The sequence below is a fragment of the Rhodococcus sp. BP-349 genome (assembly GCF_019835845.1).
In the GTDB taxonomy this organism is placed as follows: domain Bacteria; phylum Actinomycetota; class Actinomycetes; order Mycobacteriales; family Mycobacteriaceae; genus Rhodococcoides.
Genome location: NZ_JABUDR010000002.1, coordinates 1092318 through 1107245, shown reverse-complemented (window position 1 = coordinate 1107245; position 14928 = coordinate 1092318). Strand labels below are relative to the sequence as shown.

The 14928-nt window shown below is 64.2% G+C and carries 12 protein-coding genes; 8 read left to right on the top strand and 4 right to left on the bottom strand.

What is annotated here, in order from left to right; all coding sequences use genetic code 11:
• Nucleotides 1–28: 28 nt before the first annotated feature.
• Nucleotides 29–1618 (bottom strand): MFS transporter, encoded by a 1590-nt coding sequence (locus tag HQ325_RS15450; protein WP_308014398.1) that lies wholly within the window; start codon nucleotides 1616–1618, stop codon nucleotides 29–31.
• 118 nt (nucleotides 1619–1736) lie between these two features.
• Between HQ325_RS15450 and HQ325_RS15445 the strand changes: the two genes are divergently transcribed.
• Together HQ325_RS15445 and HQ325_RS15440 are read left to right on the top strand one after the other, a co-directional pair.
• The gene (locus tag HQ325_RS15445; protein WP_308014399.1) at nucleotides 1737–2333 is read left to right on the top strand and encodes a TetR family transcriptional regulator; all 597 of its coding nucleotides are present in this window, start codon (nucleotides 1737–1739) and stop codon (nucleotides 2331–2333) included.
• A gap of 22 nt (nucleotides 2334–2355) precedes the next feature.
• Nucleotides 2356–2694, top strand: coding sequence for a DUF2834 domain-containing protein (locus HQ325_RS15440; RefSeq protein WP_222630713.1), 339 nt, complete (start codon nucleotides 2356–2358; stop codon nucleotides 2692–2694).
• Nucleotides 2695–3102: 408 nt separating this feature from the next.
• Here HQ325_RS15440 and HQ325_RS15435 read toward each other — a convergent pair whose 3' ends face one another.
• Genes HQ325_RS15435 through HQ325_RS15425 form a run of 3 tightly spaced genes read right to left on the bottom strand, consistent with a single transcriptional unit; the run spans nucleotide 3103 to nucleotide 6250 of the window.
• Nucleotides 3103–3918: a sugar phosphate isomerase/epimerase gene (locus tag HQ325_RS15435; RefSeq protein WP_222630711.1), complete on the bottom strand. Its 816-nt coding sequence runs from the start codon at nucleotides 3916–3918 to the stop codon at nucleotides 3103–3105.
• Complete coding sequence (locus HQ325_RS15430) at nucleotides 3915–5096, bottom strand: dihydrodipicolinate synthase family protein (protein ID WP_222630709.1); 1182 nt, start codon at nucleotides 5094–5096, stop codon at nucleotides 3915–3917. Before HQ325_RS15430 ends, HQ325_RS15435 begins: the two co-directional genes overlap by 4 nt.
• A complete protein-coding gene (locus HQ325_RS15425; RefSeq protein ID WP_222630707.1) occupies nucleotides 5093–6250 on the bottom strand; it encodes a Gfo/Idh/MocA family protein in 1158 nt (385 codons plus the stop codon). The genes HQ325_RS15430 and HQ325_RS15425 overlap by 4 nt, the downstream gene beginning before the upstream one ends.
• Nucleotides 6251–6464: 214 nt before the next feature.
• On the opposite strand from HQ325_RS15425, the gene HQ325_RS15420 reads away from it, so the two are divergent.
• The 6 genes from HQ325_RS15420 to HQ325_RS15395 all read left to right on the top strand — a co-directional run bounded on the left by HQ325_RS15420 (nucleotide 6465) and on the right by HQ325_RS15395 (nucleotide 14914).
• Nucleotides 6465–7496, top strand: a complete 1032-nt coding sequence (locus tag HQ325_RS15420; protein WP_222630705.1) for a LacI family DNA-binding transcriptional regulator — start codon at nucleotides 6465–6467, stop codon at nucleotides 7494–7496.
• A gap of 116 nt (nucleotides 7497–7612) precedes the next feature.
• Nucleotides 7613–8482 (top strand): ABC transporter permease, encoded by an 870-nt coding sequence (locus HQ325_RS15415; protein WP_222630703.1) that lies wholly within the window; start codon nucleotides 7613–7615, stop codon nucleotides 8480–8482.
• 40 nt (nucleotides 8483–8522) lie between these two features.
• Complete coding sequence (locus tag HQ325_RS15410; RefSeq protein ID WP_222630701.1) at nucleotides 8523–9548, top strand: ABC transporter substrate-binding protein; 1026 nt, start codon at nucleotides 8523–8525, stop codon at nucleotides 9546–9548.
• Nucleotides 9549–9556: 8 nt separating this feature from the next.
• Nucleotides 9557–10366, top strand: coding sequence for an ABC transporter ATP-binding protein (locus HQ325_RS15405; protein ID WP_222630699.1), 810 nt, complete (start codon nucleotides 9557–9559; stop codon nucleotides 10364–10366).
• Between the two features lie 611 nt (nucleotides 10367–10977).
• Nucleotides 10978–14244 (top strand): helicase-related protein, encoded by a 3267-nt coding sequence (locus HQ325_RS15400; protein WP_222630697.1) that lies wholly within the window; start codon nucleotides 10978–10980, stop codon nucleotides 14242–14244.
• A complete protein-coding gene (locus HQ325_RS15395; RefSeq protein WP_222630695.1) occupies nucleotides 14237–14914 on the top strand; it encodes a DUF4391 domain-containing protein in 678 nt (225 codons plus the stop codon). The genes HQ325_RS15400 and HQ325_RS15395 overlap by 8 nt, the downstream gene beginning before the upstream one ends.
• The last annotated feature ends 14 nt before the right edge of the window (nucleotides 14915–14928 follow it).

The following is a 14928-nucleotide window of genomic DNA, read 5'->3' as shown; positions in this document are numbered from 1 at the left end:
CGTCCCCCGACAGTAGGAACGGCTCGAGTCAGCCCATGTGAACCGGGGTGTCGCCGACCGGCAGGTCGGTCTTGCGGGCACGAACCAACACCAGCACGATCGGCGTGATCAGGATGACCATGATCGCCGCTGCCGCGAACGCGTGCGCGTATCCGGAGACCTCCGCGGAGAACATGTAGTCGATGGTGGAGTTGATGAAATTGCGGATCGGTTCCGGCAGGGCAGCGAGCTCGGAATCGGACGGCAGGGTCTGCGACGCCAGGGCCTCCGCGGGCACACCGGCGGGCGGCACGGGCGCGACGTTCGACGACAGGTAGGACGACTTGGCAGACGTGTAGATCGTGGTGAAGACGGCGGTTCCCAAGGCGCCACCGATCTGCAGGGCCGCGTTGACGAGTGCGCTGGCAGCGCCGGCGTCGTGATCGGCGACCCCGATGAGGGCCACGTTCTGCATCGGCACCATGAGCAGACCGAGACCGAGCCCGAGGAGCATCACTCCGGGAAGCACGTGCGTCCAGTACGAGGTGTCGACGCCGATCTGGGTGAGCAGGACCAGACCGATGGCCGAGATGACGGGGCCGGCAGCCATCAACGGCTTCGGTCCCACGCGAGGCATCAATGCGGACGCTGCGGCGGCGGTGATCATGATGCCGCCGGTCATGGGGAGGGAGGCGACTCCGGCGACGACGGGGCTGAATCCGAGCACGATCTGGAAGTAGAAGGTCAGGTACAAGGTGCCGCCGAGAAGGGCGGCGCCGATGATGGCCGAACCGAGGTAGGCGGACCCACGGTCTCGATCCAGCAGGACGCCCAGCGGCAGAAGCGGATTGGCAGACCGGGACTCGACGACGACGAACGCGGCCAGTAGAACGATGCCCAGCGCGATGAAGCTGAGAGTTGAGACGTTGGACCAGCCGTCTTCAGCCTCGGTGAACCCGTAGACCAGTGAGCCGAGCCCGAGGGCGACCAGAATCGCGCCGGGAACGTCGTACCGCGTGTCGCCCTCAGCCTTGCTCTCCTTGACCAAAGGGATAGCGGCGGCGGCCGCGACGATCGCGACGGGAACATTGACCAGCAGGCACCAGCGCCAGTTGGCGTACTCGGTGAGCACACCGCCGAGCAGCAGGCCTACGGCAGCGCCGCCACCGGCGATGGCACCGAAGACACCGAACGCCTTGGCTCGTTCCTTCTCGTCGGTGAACGTGGTGGTCAGGATGGCCAGCGCAGCGGGGGCGAGCAGGGCGGCGAAGACGCCCTGTCCGGCGCGGGCGATGAAGAGCTGGTAGCCCTCCTGTGCCAGTCCGCCGATGGCCGAGGCGATCGCGAATCCCGCCATGCCGACGAGGAAGGACCGCTTGCGGCCCCAGTAGTCGGCGATGCGGCCACCGAGCAGCAGCAACGCACCGAACGCGAGCGCGTAGGCGGTGATGACCCACGCGCGGCTGCTGTCGCTGATGCCCAGGTCTTCCTGCGCCTGCGGCAGAGCGATGTTGACGATGGTCGCGTCCAGCACGATCGTCAGCTGAGTGATGGCGACGATGCACAGCACGAGCCAACGACGCTCGTAGTTCGGATTGGCGTCGTTCTCTGACGACACGATGTCGGGCGTGCTGGTCACGGGCGTGCCTCGGTCCTGGGAAAGGTATGCGGTGGAATGTCTGTTCGACGATTCGAAAATGTACCGTTGCGGTCCGACACGGTCAAACGAACTAGTTGGTTGGCGTAGGATTCGGCCTGTGAAGTCGGACACCCCCATCTCCCCCGCCGCCTCTGACACGCGTGAACGAATCCTCGATGCCGCACGCCGCGAGTTCGCCGAGCACGGCCTCGCCGGCGCTCGCGTCGACCGGATCGCACTGGCGTCTCGCTCCAGCAAAGAGCGCCTGTACGCGTACTACGGCGACAAGGAGCGGCTGTTCGGCGCGGTACTGGACCACGGTTTCCGGCGGTTCGTCGAGTCCGTGCACTTCACCCCACGCGATCTACCCGGGTACTCCATGGATGCCTTCACCCGCCTCGCGAGTGAGAAGGACGAGCACCGGATGCTGCTCTGGGCGCAGTTGCAGGGCCATCTCCCCGCGAGCGAACACGCCGAGGTGATGAGTGAGCGTGTTCGCGAGGTCGAGCAGGCTCAGCGCGACGGATACGTCGACTCCCATTGGAGTGCAACCGATCTGATGACGTTGATTTTCGGTGTGCTGTTCAGCTGGTTCACCACACCGGACCTCGACCAGCAAGCCCATCGGCGGTGGGACGACGACGAGATCGCGCGGCATCGTCTCGTCGTCGGCGAGGCGGTCAGGAGATTGGCGGAGCCCCGGGTAGAACGGTGATCACCCCGATCGAAGGAGCCCCGTGACCGCGTCCGAGGAACGCCGCCTGATAGCTATTGCCGCAGTGGCCGGCGTCGCTCAGAACGCCATCGCGATCCCCTACGTCCGAGAGCACGGCACTCGCTCGGTGGCAGACTTCTTCGTCGGCAAGATCTGGTCGACGGTGCCCGGAAAGTTCGCGATGGTCGATCTGATTCTCGTCGTCGTCGCGTTCCACGCGTGGGCGCTGCCGGAGTCGGGTCGACTCGGGATCCGCGGATGGTGGTGGGCAACGCTATTCATGACCTTCACCGTGGGGATCGGCACCGCGATCCCCTTCTTCCTCGCTGCACGGGCTCGGGCGTTGCGACTGGCGACCTGACGGGGTTCCCGCGCGGCAAGACCGTGCCCCCGCTGCACAACATTCCGCGTAGAGACTTGTTCTCGACAGCCGACACCAGCGACCCGCGTATCGACGACTGCACCGACGGGTAGTTGTTGTTGCCGAGTGGACAGTGAGTCCGACGCGCTGCCATTCGACGTCGAGGGGGCGCGGATCTTCGGTCGGGTGACCGCCGCGGTGTTGCCGTCGGGAGGAAGCCGCGACGCAGGGCGGCCGACCTGATGATCGCCTCGACCGCCCTTGCCGCGGGGTTGCCGCTGTACATAACCGACCCCGACGACTAAATCAGACTGGACAAGCTGCTGCAGGTTGTCCCCGTCGCGCGCCCGCGCCTCCGCACGAGAGCAGGCAGTGACGGGTGGTCGACTCCCTGCTGCACAACCACGTTCACCCCATCGCCACGAGATCCCGGTACCGCTCCACCATCGTCCCGATCACCTGATCCCCATCCGCAGCCCAGACAGCCGCGTTGAAAATCTCCACCTCCACGTCACCGCGGTAGCCGGCCTCCTCGACCCACCGCCCGATCGTGGCGAAGTCGATCATCCCGTCGCCCATCATCCCGCGGGACAGGAGAGGGTCGGCTTCCATCGGCACCAACCAATCGCACACTTGGTACGTGCTGATGCGGCCACGCTCCCCTGCGGTCTTGATCTGCGCCTCGAGGTCGGGGTCCCACCACACATGGAACGTGTCGACGACGACGCCCACCGCCTCCACCGGATGCGGCTCCGCCATGGCCAGTGCCTGACCCAGCGTCGAGATCACCGCCCGATCGGCCACGAACATCGGATGCAGCGGCTCCAATGCGATCCGCACATCTCGCTCCAGCGCGTAGGGCACCAGTTCGGCGAGCCTCTCGGACACCCTGGCCCGCGCACCGATGAGGTCGCGATCCGGGATACCGCCCATCACCATCACCAGCTCGGGAGCCCCGAGCTCGGCGGCCTCGTCGAGCGCCCGCCGGTTGTCGTCGAGCCCGTCGTCGTCGATGGCCGTGAGGAAACCGCCGCGGCACAGGGTCGACACCCGCAGCCCGGCATCGGAGATCATCTTCGCCGACTCGGTGACCCCGGCCTCCTGCACGCGGTCACGCCACGGTCCGATAGCACCGAGCCCTGCTCGCGCCGCACCCTCGACGGCCTCCTTCAGCGTCCAGTTGTTCACCGTCTTGGTGTTGAGGGACAGGCGCTCGAGACTCATGCCGACACCCCGTTCAGCTCCAGGTACAGGCCCATCCGATGCACGGCCAGGGCCGAATCTGCAAGCAGCCCAGCACGATCCGCCAACACGAACAGTTGCGTCAGATGCTCCACACTGCGGCCCGACGCCAACCCGCCGACCATCGAGAAGCCTGGCTGCTTCCCGTTCAACCACGACAGGAACGCGATTCCCGTCTTGTAGTAGTAGGTGGGTGCCGCGAAGATGTGTCGACCCAGTTCCTGCGTCGACCGCAGGATCTCTTCGGCCCTAGCCGTGTTGCCGCGATCGAGTTCCTGCAACGCCGTGGACGCCGCGGGGTAGATGCCGGCGAAGATGCCGAGCAGCGCATCGGAGTGGTGCTCACCGTCGCTCATGATGAGCTCCGGATAGTTGAAGTCGTCCCCGGTGTACAAGCGCACTACGTCGGGCAGGGCTGCGCGAAGGGCGATCTCGTGCTGAGCATCCAGCAGCGACACCTTCACACCGTCGACCTTGGCGGCGTGCGCCTCAATCAGTCCACGGAACGTTGCGGTCGCCTCGTCCACGGACGCACTGCCCCAGTAGCCCTCGAGCGCAGGGTCGAACATAGTTCCCAGCCAATGCAACACGACGGGCTCATCGACCTCGTTGAGCAACGTCGAGTAGACGGACAGGTAGTCGTCGGGTGACGACGCCACCCGCGCCAGCGCACGCGAGGCCATGATGATCACCTTCGCGCCCGACTCCCGCACCACCGCGATCTGCTCACGGTAGGCATCGAGGACACGAGCGAGACCCTCCCGACCCGACGGCAACGTCGTCAAGTCGAGTTGATCAGTTCCGGCTCCACACGCGAGTAGTCCGCCCACCCGTGCAGCCTCGGCACCCGATCGGCGGATCAGCTCCGCGGTCGCCGCCCAATCGAGGCCCATGCCGCGCTGCGCGGTGTCCATTGCGTCGGCGACACCGAGCCCGTAGGACCACAGCTCGTGTCGATAGGCGAGGGTGGCGTCCCAGTCGATGTCGGCCGGTGCGCCCGGAGTGTTGTCACCCGTCGCACGCGGAATGACATGTGCCGCTGCGTAGGCGATGCGCGAGGTGATCGGGGAGGTGGGCTTGGTCCACTCTCCAGGCTCGCCCAGCTGATACGCGCCGTGGCCCGGCAGCGCGATGGTCAGGCGCGAGTCGACGGCGGTCACAGCGAGATCTCCGGCACGTCGAGGCGACGGCCCTCCGCGGAACTACGCAGGCCGAGTTCGGCCAGCTGGACACCGCGCGCGGCGGACAACAGGCCGTAGCGGTGCGGACGCTCGGCGATGACGTCGCGCAGGAACTCCTCCCACTGCAGCTTGAAGCCGTTGTCCAGATCGGCATTGGCCGGGACGTCGAGCCACTGGTCGCGGAAGGGTTCGGTGACGGGCAGGTCGGGGTTCCACACGGGCTTGGGAGTGTGCGAACGATGCTGGGCAACGCAGTTACGCAGTCCCGCCACCGCGGAGCCGTGCGTGCCGTCCACCTGGAACTCGACCAGCTCGTCGCGGAACACGCGCACGGCCCACGACGAGTTGATCTGCGCGACAACCCCGTTCTGCATCTCGAAGATGCCGTACGCGGCGTCGTCGGCGGTGGCGGCGTACTCGTTGCCCTGCTCGTCCCACCGCGTCGGAATGTGGGTGGTGGCCTTGGCAGTGACGGTCTCGACCTTGCCGAGAATGCCCTCGAGCACATAGTTCCAGTGGCAGAACATGTCGACGACGATGCCGCCACCGTCCTCGGCGCGGTAGTTCCAGCTGGGCCGCTGCGCGGGCTGACCGTCACCCTCGAAGACCCAGTAGCCGAACTCGCCACGAAGCGAGAGGATGCGTCCGAAGAAGCCCTCGTCGACCAGTCGCTTCAGCTTCACCAGTCCGGGGAGGTAGAGCTTGTCGTGGACGACGCCGGCCGTGACGCCCGCGTTCTGTCCGATCCGGGCCAGTTCGATGGCCTGGGTCAGCGTCTCGGCCGTCGGCTTCTCGGTGAAGATGTGCTTGCCGGCCTTCATCGCCGACGACAGTGCCTCCGCGCGACGCGAGGTCACCTGGGCGTCGAAGTAGATGTCGATCGACGCATCGTCGATGACCGACTGGGCGTCGGTGGTGTACTCGGCGATGCCGTGCTGGGCGCAGAGTCCCTGCAGCTTGGCCTCGTTGCGTCCGACGAGCACCGGCTCGACCTGGACGCGCGAACCGTCCGCGAGCAGCAAGCCGCCGGCGTCGCGGATCGGGAGGATGGAACGCAGAAGATGCTGACGGTAGCCCATGCGACCGGTGACGCCGTTCATGGCGATGCGCAGGGTTCGGGTGGGGTGAGACATCGAATGGCCTTTCTGACTGCTCGGCAGCCAGGTCTGAAGAGTGCACGACCGAGGGGAACGAGGCGCACGAGGGCCTCGGGAGACGGTGCGGCGGAAAGTCCTGCACGCGTCGAGGGGCAAGTCAGCTTCGGAATGCGCTTTCCAAGCTATGCTGTCGAGGTCGATCGGTCAACAGGCACCGGCAGACCGCAACGATTTCGTGGGGGTGGCGAGCATGGCGGCAGTGCGATTGCGTGACGTGGCAGCGGCGGCCGGCGTCTCCCAGGCCACGGCATCACGGGTGCTCAACGGCTCGTCGCGCGTGCCCGGGGAGGGCGTCGCCGACCGAGTCCGCGCCGCCGCAGCCGATCTCGGCTACATCGCGAATGCCCAGGCCCAGGCCTTGGCGCGGTCGTCGACGGGGCTGATCGGCCTCGTCGTGCACGATGTCGCCGACCCGTACTTCTCCTCCATCGTCCGCGGTGTGCAGAACGAGGCACGCGACGCCGGGAAGCTCGTGCTGCTCGCGAGCACGGAGCGCGACTTCGCCATCGAGCGGCAATCGGTGAGCACGTTCATCTCCCACCGCGCCGACGCCATCATCCTGGCTGGATCGCGGCAGAGCGGCGACCTCGACCGCGCTCTGGAACGCGAGTTCGAGGCCTATCGGGACAACGGTGGCCGCGTCGTCGTCATCGGACAACCCATGCCGTTCGGTGCGGCCGTCGAGCCCGAGAACCATTCGGCATCAGCAGCATTGGCCGAAGCGCTGCACAAGTACGGCCATCGGCGGTTCGCCATCATCGGCGGACCGGGCAACATCCGCACGTCCGCGGACCGTCGCAACGGATTCGTCGAGGCACTGTGCCGCCACGGCATCACACCGGAGATCGAGGTGGCCGGCGACTTCTCCCGCGACGGCGGTTACAGCGCGGCCCGACGCCTCGCGGCAGCCTTGGAACTCACGCCCGGACACGGCACTCCCCCGTGCGTCTTCGCCGTCACCGACGTCATGGCCATCGGAGCCATCGCCGCGTGGCGTGAGCTGGGCCTGAGCGTTCCTGCCGACGTCTGCGTCGCGGGTTTCGACGACATCCCCACCCTGCGGGACCACGTTCCGAGCTTGTCGACGGTCGCGTTGTCTCTCGTCGACATCGGCGAGCGTGCCGTACAGCTCGCGCTCGACCCGTCCGACCGCGCCCTCGACGCGCACGAGTACGCGCCGGGAACGGTCGTCCTGCGCGCGAGCAGCTCCCTGAGCAGGTAGTTGTCCGTTTTCCTTGACACTGTGGGCGCGATCACATTAGATTCGGCCGCAGCTTCGGAAAGCGCATTCCAGCGGGAGTAGTCGGACCCGCACCACTACTAGCTTTAGGACTCCTCATGGCGGTAACAACGTCGGTCGAGGCCCCACTCGCTGCACCGTCGGCACCGCATCCCGCGCCGACGCGTCGTCGACGGTTTCCCTCGTTCCGCAACACCTGGTCCGGCTTGTGGCGGCCCCTCGCTCTCGTGGCTGCGCTCGTCGTCGCGTGGTGGGCGGTCACGACCACCGAAATGGTTGCGCCCTACATCCTTCCGTCCCCAGGTGACACCTGGTCGACGATGGTGGACAACGCGTCCTACCTCGCCGGCCACACCTGGGTGACCACCTACGAGACCATCGCGGGCTTCGTCATCGCCGGCCTGGTCGGCATCGCCGTCGCAGTGGTGATGATCTACTCGTCGTCGATCGAGAAGACGATGTACCCGCTGATCCTCTTCGCTCAGGTCATCCCGAAGATCGCCATCGCACCGCTGTTCGTGGTGTGGCTCGGCTTCGGCGCCAGCCCCAAGATCCTGGTGGCAGTCCTCATGGCCTTCTTCCCCATCGTCATCGCCGGCATGGCGGGCCTGCGGTCCGTCGACCCGGAGATCCTCGAACTCACGTCCACGATGGGTGCGAGCAAGTGGAAGACGTTCTGCAAGGTGCGCTTTCCCGCTTCTCTCCCACAGCTGATGTCCGGCCTCAAGATCGCGGCGACGCTCGCGGTGACCGGTGCGGTGGTCGGTGAGTTCGTCGGCGCCAACGAGGGACTCGGCTACGTGATCCTCCAGGCGAACGGAAACATCGACACCGCAATGCTGTTCGCCGCCCTCATCATCATGTCTCTCCTCGGCATCCTGCTGTTCCTCGTCATCGAGATCGCCGAGAAGTTCCTCATCCCCTGGCATGCATCGCGCCGCTCCACCGCGTCCGTCGGCGCAGTGTGACCCGGCTGCCTCACCCACACCTCCTCGAAAGAAGACTTCCATGAAGCTCAAGACTGCCCTCGTGGCTGCGGTAGCCGCGTCGCTCGCTCTCGCCGGATGTGGCGGCGGCGGTGGCGGTGCGGAGAAGGCTCCCGGCGCTGACGGTGAGACCACCGCGACGTCGCTGATGCTCAACTGGTACCCCTACGGCGAGCACGCGCCGTTCTACTACGGCGTGCAGGAGGGGATCTTCGCCAAGCACGGCATCGACCTCACCATCACCGCGGGCCAGGGCTCGACCAAGACCGCGCAGGCCGCCGGCTCGAACCAGACCGACTTCGGCTGGGCCGACTCCGCCGCGGTCATGTCGAACATCGACAAGGGCGTGAAGGTGAAGAGCCTGGGCGTCTTCCTGCAGACGACGCCGTCGGCCGTCCAGGTCTACGCCGACGGACCGATCCAGACCACCGCCGACCTCGCGGGCAAGACCATCGCCGTCTCCGCCGGTGACGCCCCCACCACGACATTCCCGATCTTCCTCGACCGCGCCGGCGTCCCCGAGGACCAGGTGCAGCAGCAGAGCCTCGACTCCGCAGGCAAGATCGCCGCGATGCTGTCCGGCCAGGTCGACGGCCTCATCGGCTTCGCACACGACCAGGGACCGAACATCGCGAACAAGTCGGGCCGCGAGATGCGCTACCTCCGCTACTCCGACGAGGGCCTGAACTTCTTCAGCAACGGCCTCATCGCAAACACCTCCACCATCGAGAGCTCCCCGGAACTGGTGCAGGCCATGGTCGACGCCACCACCGAATCGTTCGAGGCCGCCATCGCCAACCCCGAAGAGGCTGTGAAGGCCATGGTGGGCAAGGACCCGCAGACCCCGCCGGAGTCGGTGCTGCTGCAGCAGTGGCAGGAGACCATCCCGCTGCTCACCACCGCCAACACCGAGGGCCAGGCACCGGGCGTCAATGCCGAGGAGGACTGGACCAACACGATCTCCATCCTTGGTGACGCAGGCTTGACCGAGGTCGGAGCCGAACCGTCGAAATACTGGGAGTCCTCCTTCACCTCCGGCAAGGAATGAGCGACGACATGAGCGCCATCACCCACGAGCGACCCACCACCGTCACCGACACCGCAGTCTCGGTCGACAACCTCACCGTCCAGTTCTCGTCCAAGCGTGGCGACGTCACCGCGTTGTCCGACGTCGACCTCAAGGTCGGCAAGGGCGAGTTCGTCTCCATCGCCGGGCCGTCGGGCTGCGGCAAGTCCACACTGCTCAAGGTGGTCGCCGGTCTGACCGGCGCCTCCCGCGGCTCCGTCGAACTGGCCGGCCGCGAGGTGAAGGGACCGCAACGCAACATCGGCTACGTCTTCCAGCGCGCTGCGCTGCTGGAATGGCGCACTGTCCGCAAGAACATCCTGCTCCAGGGCGAGATGCGCGGCATGAACAAGAAGGCTGCCGCGGCGAAGGCCGACCAGTTGATCGAGATGACGGGTCTGACGGGCTTCGAGGGAGCACTCCCCCACGAGCTGTCCGGCGGCATGCAGCAACGTGTCTCCCTGTGCCGGGCACTGCTGCACGAGCCCGAAGTGTTGCTCATGGACGAACCCTTCGGCGCCCTCGACGCCCTCACCCGAGAGAAAATGAACGTCGAACTGCACCGCATCTGGCGGGAAACCGGGACGACGGTCATGCTGGTCACCCACTCCGTCGCCGAGGCGGTCTACCTCGCCAACCGGGTGGTCGTCATGAGCCCGAGGCCGGGACGGATCGTCGACATCCTCGACGTGGACCTCCCGGCGCACCGGGAGTACAGCGCGACGATGGAGAAGCCCGAGTTCATCAGCGTGGCCAACACGGTGAGGGACTTGCTGGGGGCTACGACGGGGGCGGACTGACGCTAGGCGATAATCGGTCATGCCACTTGCGAAAGGCGTCGACCTGCGACATTCAACATCTCACAACTGGGGGTGGCGAGACACTGTAGGCGCAGACTACACAAGAAAGGTTCCCGCGCCTCATCGCTATGGGGCAGTACAGTCAACGGGTAGTCACCTGTCGTCGACCGCCACAAGCTGGCTCGACCGCGGGCGCGCATGCTCCATTGTTGGATATCTTGCGCGAATGGTTCACGGCTCAGCACGAACGCTGCCTCGTCGAGGCGAAGAACCGGATCCGAATACTGCAATGAGGCGAGCCAACGCAAGCAGAACTGGTCCGACACGCATACGCCCGGTCAGACCAGCTCCAACAGGTAGAGTCAACGAGCGACATGTCAGCCACACTGCAAGCCTGAGGGGAGTCCGCCCGTGCCCGAACGCTGGCTTCCTGCCGTCGACATCTCCAACCACATGGGCCTAACCACAAAAGGCGTTTATGCCGAACCCGCCAAAAAGGACGCGCCGGCGCACAAGATCCGCCGCTTGCGGGAGTTTCAAGCCATCGAGATCGATGGCTGGTTCCGAATCGGCGGAACTGACTCAGGCCGATATAGGGCAAGGGACTGAATTTGCGCATCATCGACAACGTTAACGATCTGCTAGGCGATGACCTTAGAGCCGAGCTCAAGCCAGGCTCAAAGGTTCGCATTGCCGCGTCTACATTTTCGATCTTCGCGTTCGAGGCACTGCGCAAGGAACTGGAGCAGGTCTCCGGACTGGAGTTCATCTTTACCTCGCCTTCGTTCGTGACAGAAGAAGTGACCGACAAGCTCCGAAAGGAGCGCCGCGAGTACTTCATCCCGGCTGAGCACGCTGAGTCCAGCCTGTACGGCTCAGAGTTCGAGATCCGGTTGCGCAACAAGCTCACCCAGCGCGCCATCGCGAAGGAGTGCGCCGATTGGGTGCGCCGGAAGGTGACGTTCCGGTCGAACTCCACAGGCAACCCGATGCAGCAATTCGCGGTGGTGGACGACAACGCCGCCTACATGCCGCTGCAGGGCTTTACCACCTCGGACCTCGGCTACGAGCGGGGCAACGCGGTGTCGAACATGGTTCACCGAGTCGACGATGCACCAATGACGACCCAGTACATACAACTGTTCGACCAGATTTGGGACAACAATGATCAGCTTAATGACGTCACTGACGCGGTGCATAACCACATCGCGAGCGTGTACGCCGAGAACTCACCGGTCCGCATCTACTTCCTGATTCTCTATAACCTGTTCGCCGAGTTCCTCGACGACATCAACGAGGACGTACTTCCGAACGACCGCACCGGATATCAGAAAACGAAAGTTTGGCAAAGCCTGTACAACTTCCAGCATGATGCTGCGACGGGAATCATCAACAAGCTTGAGACGTACAACGGTTGCATCCTCGCCGACAGCGTCGGCCTCGGCAAGACATTCACTGCGCTAGCGGTCATCAAGTACTACGAATTACGCAACAAGTCTGTTCTCGTGCTGTGCCCGAAAAAGCTCGCGGAAAACTGGACGAATTACAACGCAAACCTGACAACGAACATTTTCGCTGGTGACCGCTTCAACTACGACGTGCTGGCCCACACCGATCTCTCGCGAACCCGCGGAGAGTCGCTGGGATTAAGACTCGACCGAGTCAATTGGGGCAACTATGACCTGGTCGTCATCGACGAGTCGCACAACTTCCGCAACGCTGACTACGCCGCCGAGAAGGAGTCCCGTTACCAGCGGCTCATGCGGAAAGTAATTCGCGAGGGCGTGAAAACCAAGGTACTCATGCTGTCAGCGACCCCGGTGAACAACCGGTTCAACGATTTGAAGAACCAGCTCCAGCTCGCATACGAGGGTGAGTCCGAGAATCTCTCTCAACACCTGAAGATCTCCACCACGGTCGAGAAGGTTTTCAAAGACGCGCAAACTGTTTTCAACGAGTGGTCCAAGCTTGACCCGGAGGATCGCACCACTGCTCGTATCCTGCAGATGCTCCACTTCGACTTCTTCGAGCTGCTCGATGCGGTCACTATCGCCCGCTCGCGCAAGCACATTGAGTCGTTCTACGACATGACCGAGATCGGTGCGTTCCCCGAGCGATTGCCACCAAAGTCAGTACGCGAGCCGCTCACCGACCTGCCGGAAGTGCCGGGCTTTAACGACATCTTCGAGCAGCTCCAAGCGCTCACACTCGCCGTCTACACGCCGCTGGCGTACGTCTTCCCGAGCCGCATCGGTAAGTACGAGGACCTTTTCAACGTCACCGTCGGCGGCGCACGATCTAACCTAGGTCAGCGTGGCCGCGAGCAGGGTCTCAAGAAGCTCATGACCGTCAATCTCCTCAAGCGGTTGGAGAGCTCGGTCGACTCGTTCCGCCTGACCCTGGCCAAAATCGAACAGGCGGCACAGCGGACGTTGAGCCGTCTCGACTCCCACGCAGCCTCTGCTGCCAATCTAGGCACCGACCTTTCGGACCTCGATTTGGACATCGACGACGAGGACATCGAAGCACTCTCCTTCGGGGAGAAGATCAAGATCGACCTCGACGACATCGACATCGTGTCGTGGCGACGCGACCTTTGGAACGATCGCGAGACCCTGCAGGGTCTCCTCGCGGAGATGCACAAGGTCACCCCAGACCACGACCGCAAACTCCAGACACTCAAGCGACTCATCGAGGGAAAGACCACGCACCCTATTAACCCAGGCAACCGCAAGGTTCTGGTCTTCTCCGCGTTCGCCGACACGGCCAACTACCTGTACCGCGAACTCGCCCCCGTCCTCGCCGACGCCGGATTGGCGACCGCCCTCATCACCGGCGGCAGTCACAGCGCGAAGACAACGCTCGGCACTGGGTTCGACTTCCAACAGATCATGGCTTTGTTCTCACCTCGGTCGAAGCAGCGTCACCTCACAATGCCGAAAGAGACACGCGATCTCGACGTCCTCATCGGGACCGACGTGATCAGCGAGGGACAGAACCTTCAGGATTGCGATTACCTGATCAACTACGACATCCACTGGAACCCGGTAAGAATCATCCAGCGTTTCGGCCGCATCGACCGCATCGGCTCGACCAATGCTCAGATACAGCTGGTGAACTTCTGGCCCGATATCTCCCTCGACGAATACATCAACCTCAAGGAACGCGTCGAGAACCGAATGGTCATTGCCGACCTCGCAGGCACCGCCGACGACAACGTCCTCACCCTTGAGGACAACGACGTAGCATTCCGCAAGGAACAGCTCCGAAAGCTTCAGGATGACGATATCGAGCTCGAAGATGTCCGCACTGGCGTTTCCATTACCGATCTCGGGCTCAACGACTTCCGCATGGACCTACTCGGCTATCTCAAGGAGTATGGCGACCTTGCTGCCGCGCCGAAGGGCCTCCACGCCGTTGTGCCAGCGGACTCCGCCAGCGGCCTGAAACCTGGCGTGATCTTCGCGCTGCGCAATGTGAATGCAGACGAGAACGCCAACCGCGGCAATCGACTTCACCCGAACTACCTCGTGTACCTCGACGACGACGGCGTCGTCATCGCAGACCACACCGAAGCCAAGCATCTGCTCGACCTCATCCGTGCGTCGTGCCGCCCCCATGACAAGCCTGTTGTCGACGTCGTCTGCGCCTTCAATGCAGCCACCGGCGAAGGCGCGAACATGGGTAAGTACTCCGAACTCCTCACCGGGGCGATCTACTCGATGATCGATGTCACCGAGGAACGCGACATCGACAGCCTGTTCACCGGTGGTCACACCACCGCGCTCACGCAGACCATCGCCGGCCTCGACGACTTTGAGCTCATCGCGTTCATCGCCGTCGTCGACACCAATAACAGGGCACAGGCCGATGGGTGACCCAGAGGCTAATCAGCTGTACCGCTGGCCTGCCGCTGCGAGGTACGGCAGCAAAGTTCCGAAGGAGAAGTTCTACCAGCACGGCACCGTCCCTACCGTAGTGCGCGAGAAATTCATCTCCGAGGTACAGCGCATCACCTGGGCGTACAAGCTGGCCGAGGACACGATCAACCTGGCCGGCAGTACCGGGGTCCCCGAGATCCAGGTCTTCCAGATCGACGCGAAGGGCAATGACGTCTCCGAACCTGTGTTGACCGCGATCGACAAGGCTATCCCCTTCCCCATCGTATTCGAGATCAGCCGCGGCGAGGGCGCGGCGCGAAGTGTCCGAATGGCCGCCGCACACAAGCAGCTCGGTTCTGGTGCGCCTCAGCTCAGCGCGTACTACAGCACTGGTTGGCAACTGGCCAATGCCGATCGGAAACCGCTCCCGACCTCCGTCGCACTGTCCGCCTTATACATAGCTTTATTGGATCCACTCACGCCGGTGGCGGCGCGGCCGGGTGAGGACGTGGCGGAGATCGCAACCAGATTGCAGACCGCACGCAAGCTGGAACGAGAGGTCGCCGCGCTGGAGCGCAAGCTCCGCACCGAGCCGCAGCTCAATCGCAAGATTGAGCTACGCCGCACCCTGAGGACGAAGCAAACAGAGTTGGACTTACTGAAATGAAAAGGCAGAGCTAG

Coding starts and splice junctions, on each gene's coding strand:
- HQ325_RS15425 (WP_222630707.1), bottom strand. CDS start 6,250: ATGTCTCACCCCACCCGAACCCTGCGCATCGCCATGAACGGCGTCACC.
- HQ325_RS15415 (WP_222630703.1), top strand. CDS start 7,613: ATGGCGGTAACAACGTCGGTCGAGGCCCCACTCGCTGCACCGTCGGCA.
- HQ325_RS15405 (WP_222630699.1), top strand. CDS start 9,557: ATGAGCGCCATCACCCACGAGCGACCCACCACCGTCACCGACACCGCA.
- HQ325_RS15435 (WP_222630711.1), bottom strand. CDS start 3,918: ATGAGTCTCGAGCGCCTGTCCCTCAACACCAAGACGGTGAACAACTGG.
- HQ325_RS15420 (WP_222630705.1), top strand. CDS start 6,465: ATGGCGGCAGTGCGATTGCGTGACGTGGCAGCGGCGGCCGGCGTCTCC.
- HQ325_RS15410 (WP_222630701.1), top strand. CDS start 8,523: ATGAAGCTCAAGACTGCCCTCGTGGCTGCGGTAGCCGCGTCGCTCGCT.
- HQ325_RS15395 (WP_222630695.1), top strand. CDS start 14,237: ATGGGTGACCCAGAGGCTAATCAGCTGTACCGCTGGCCTGCCGCTGCG.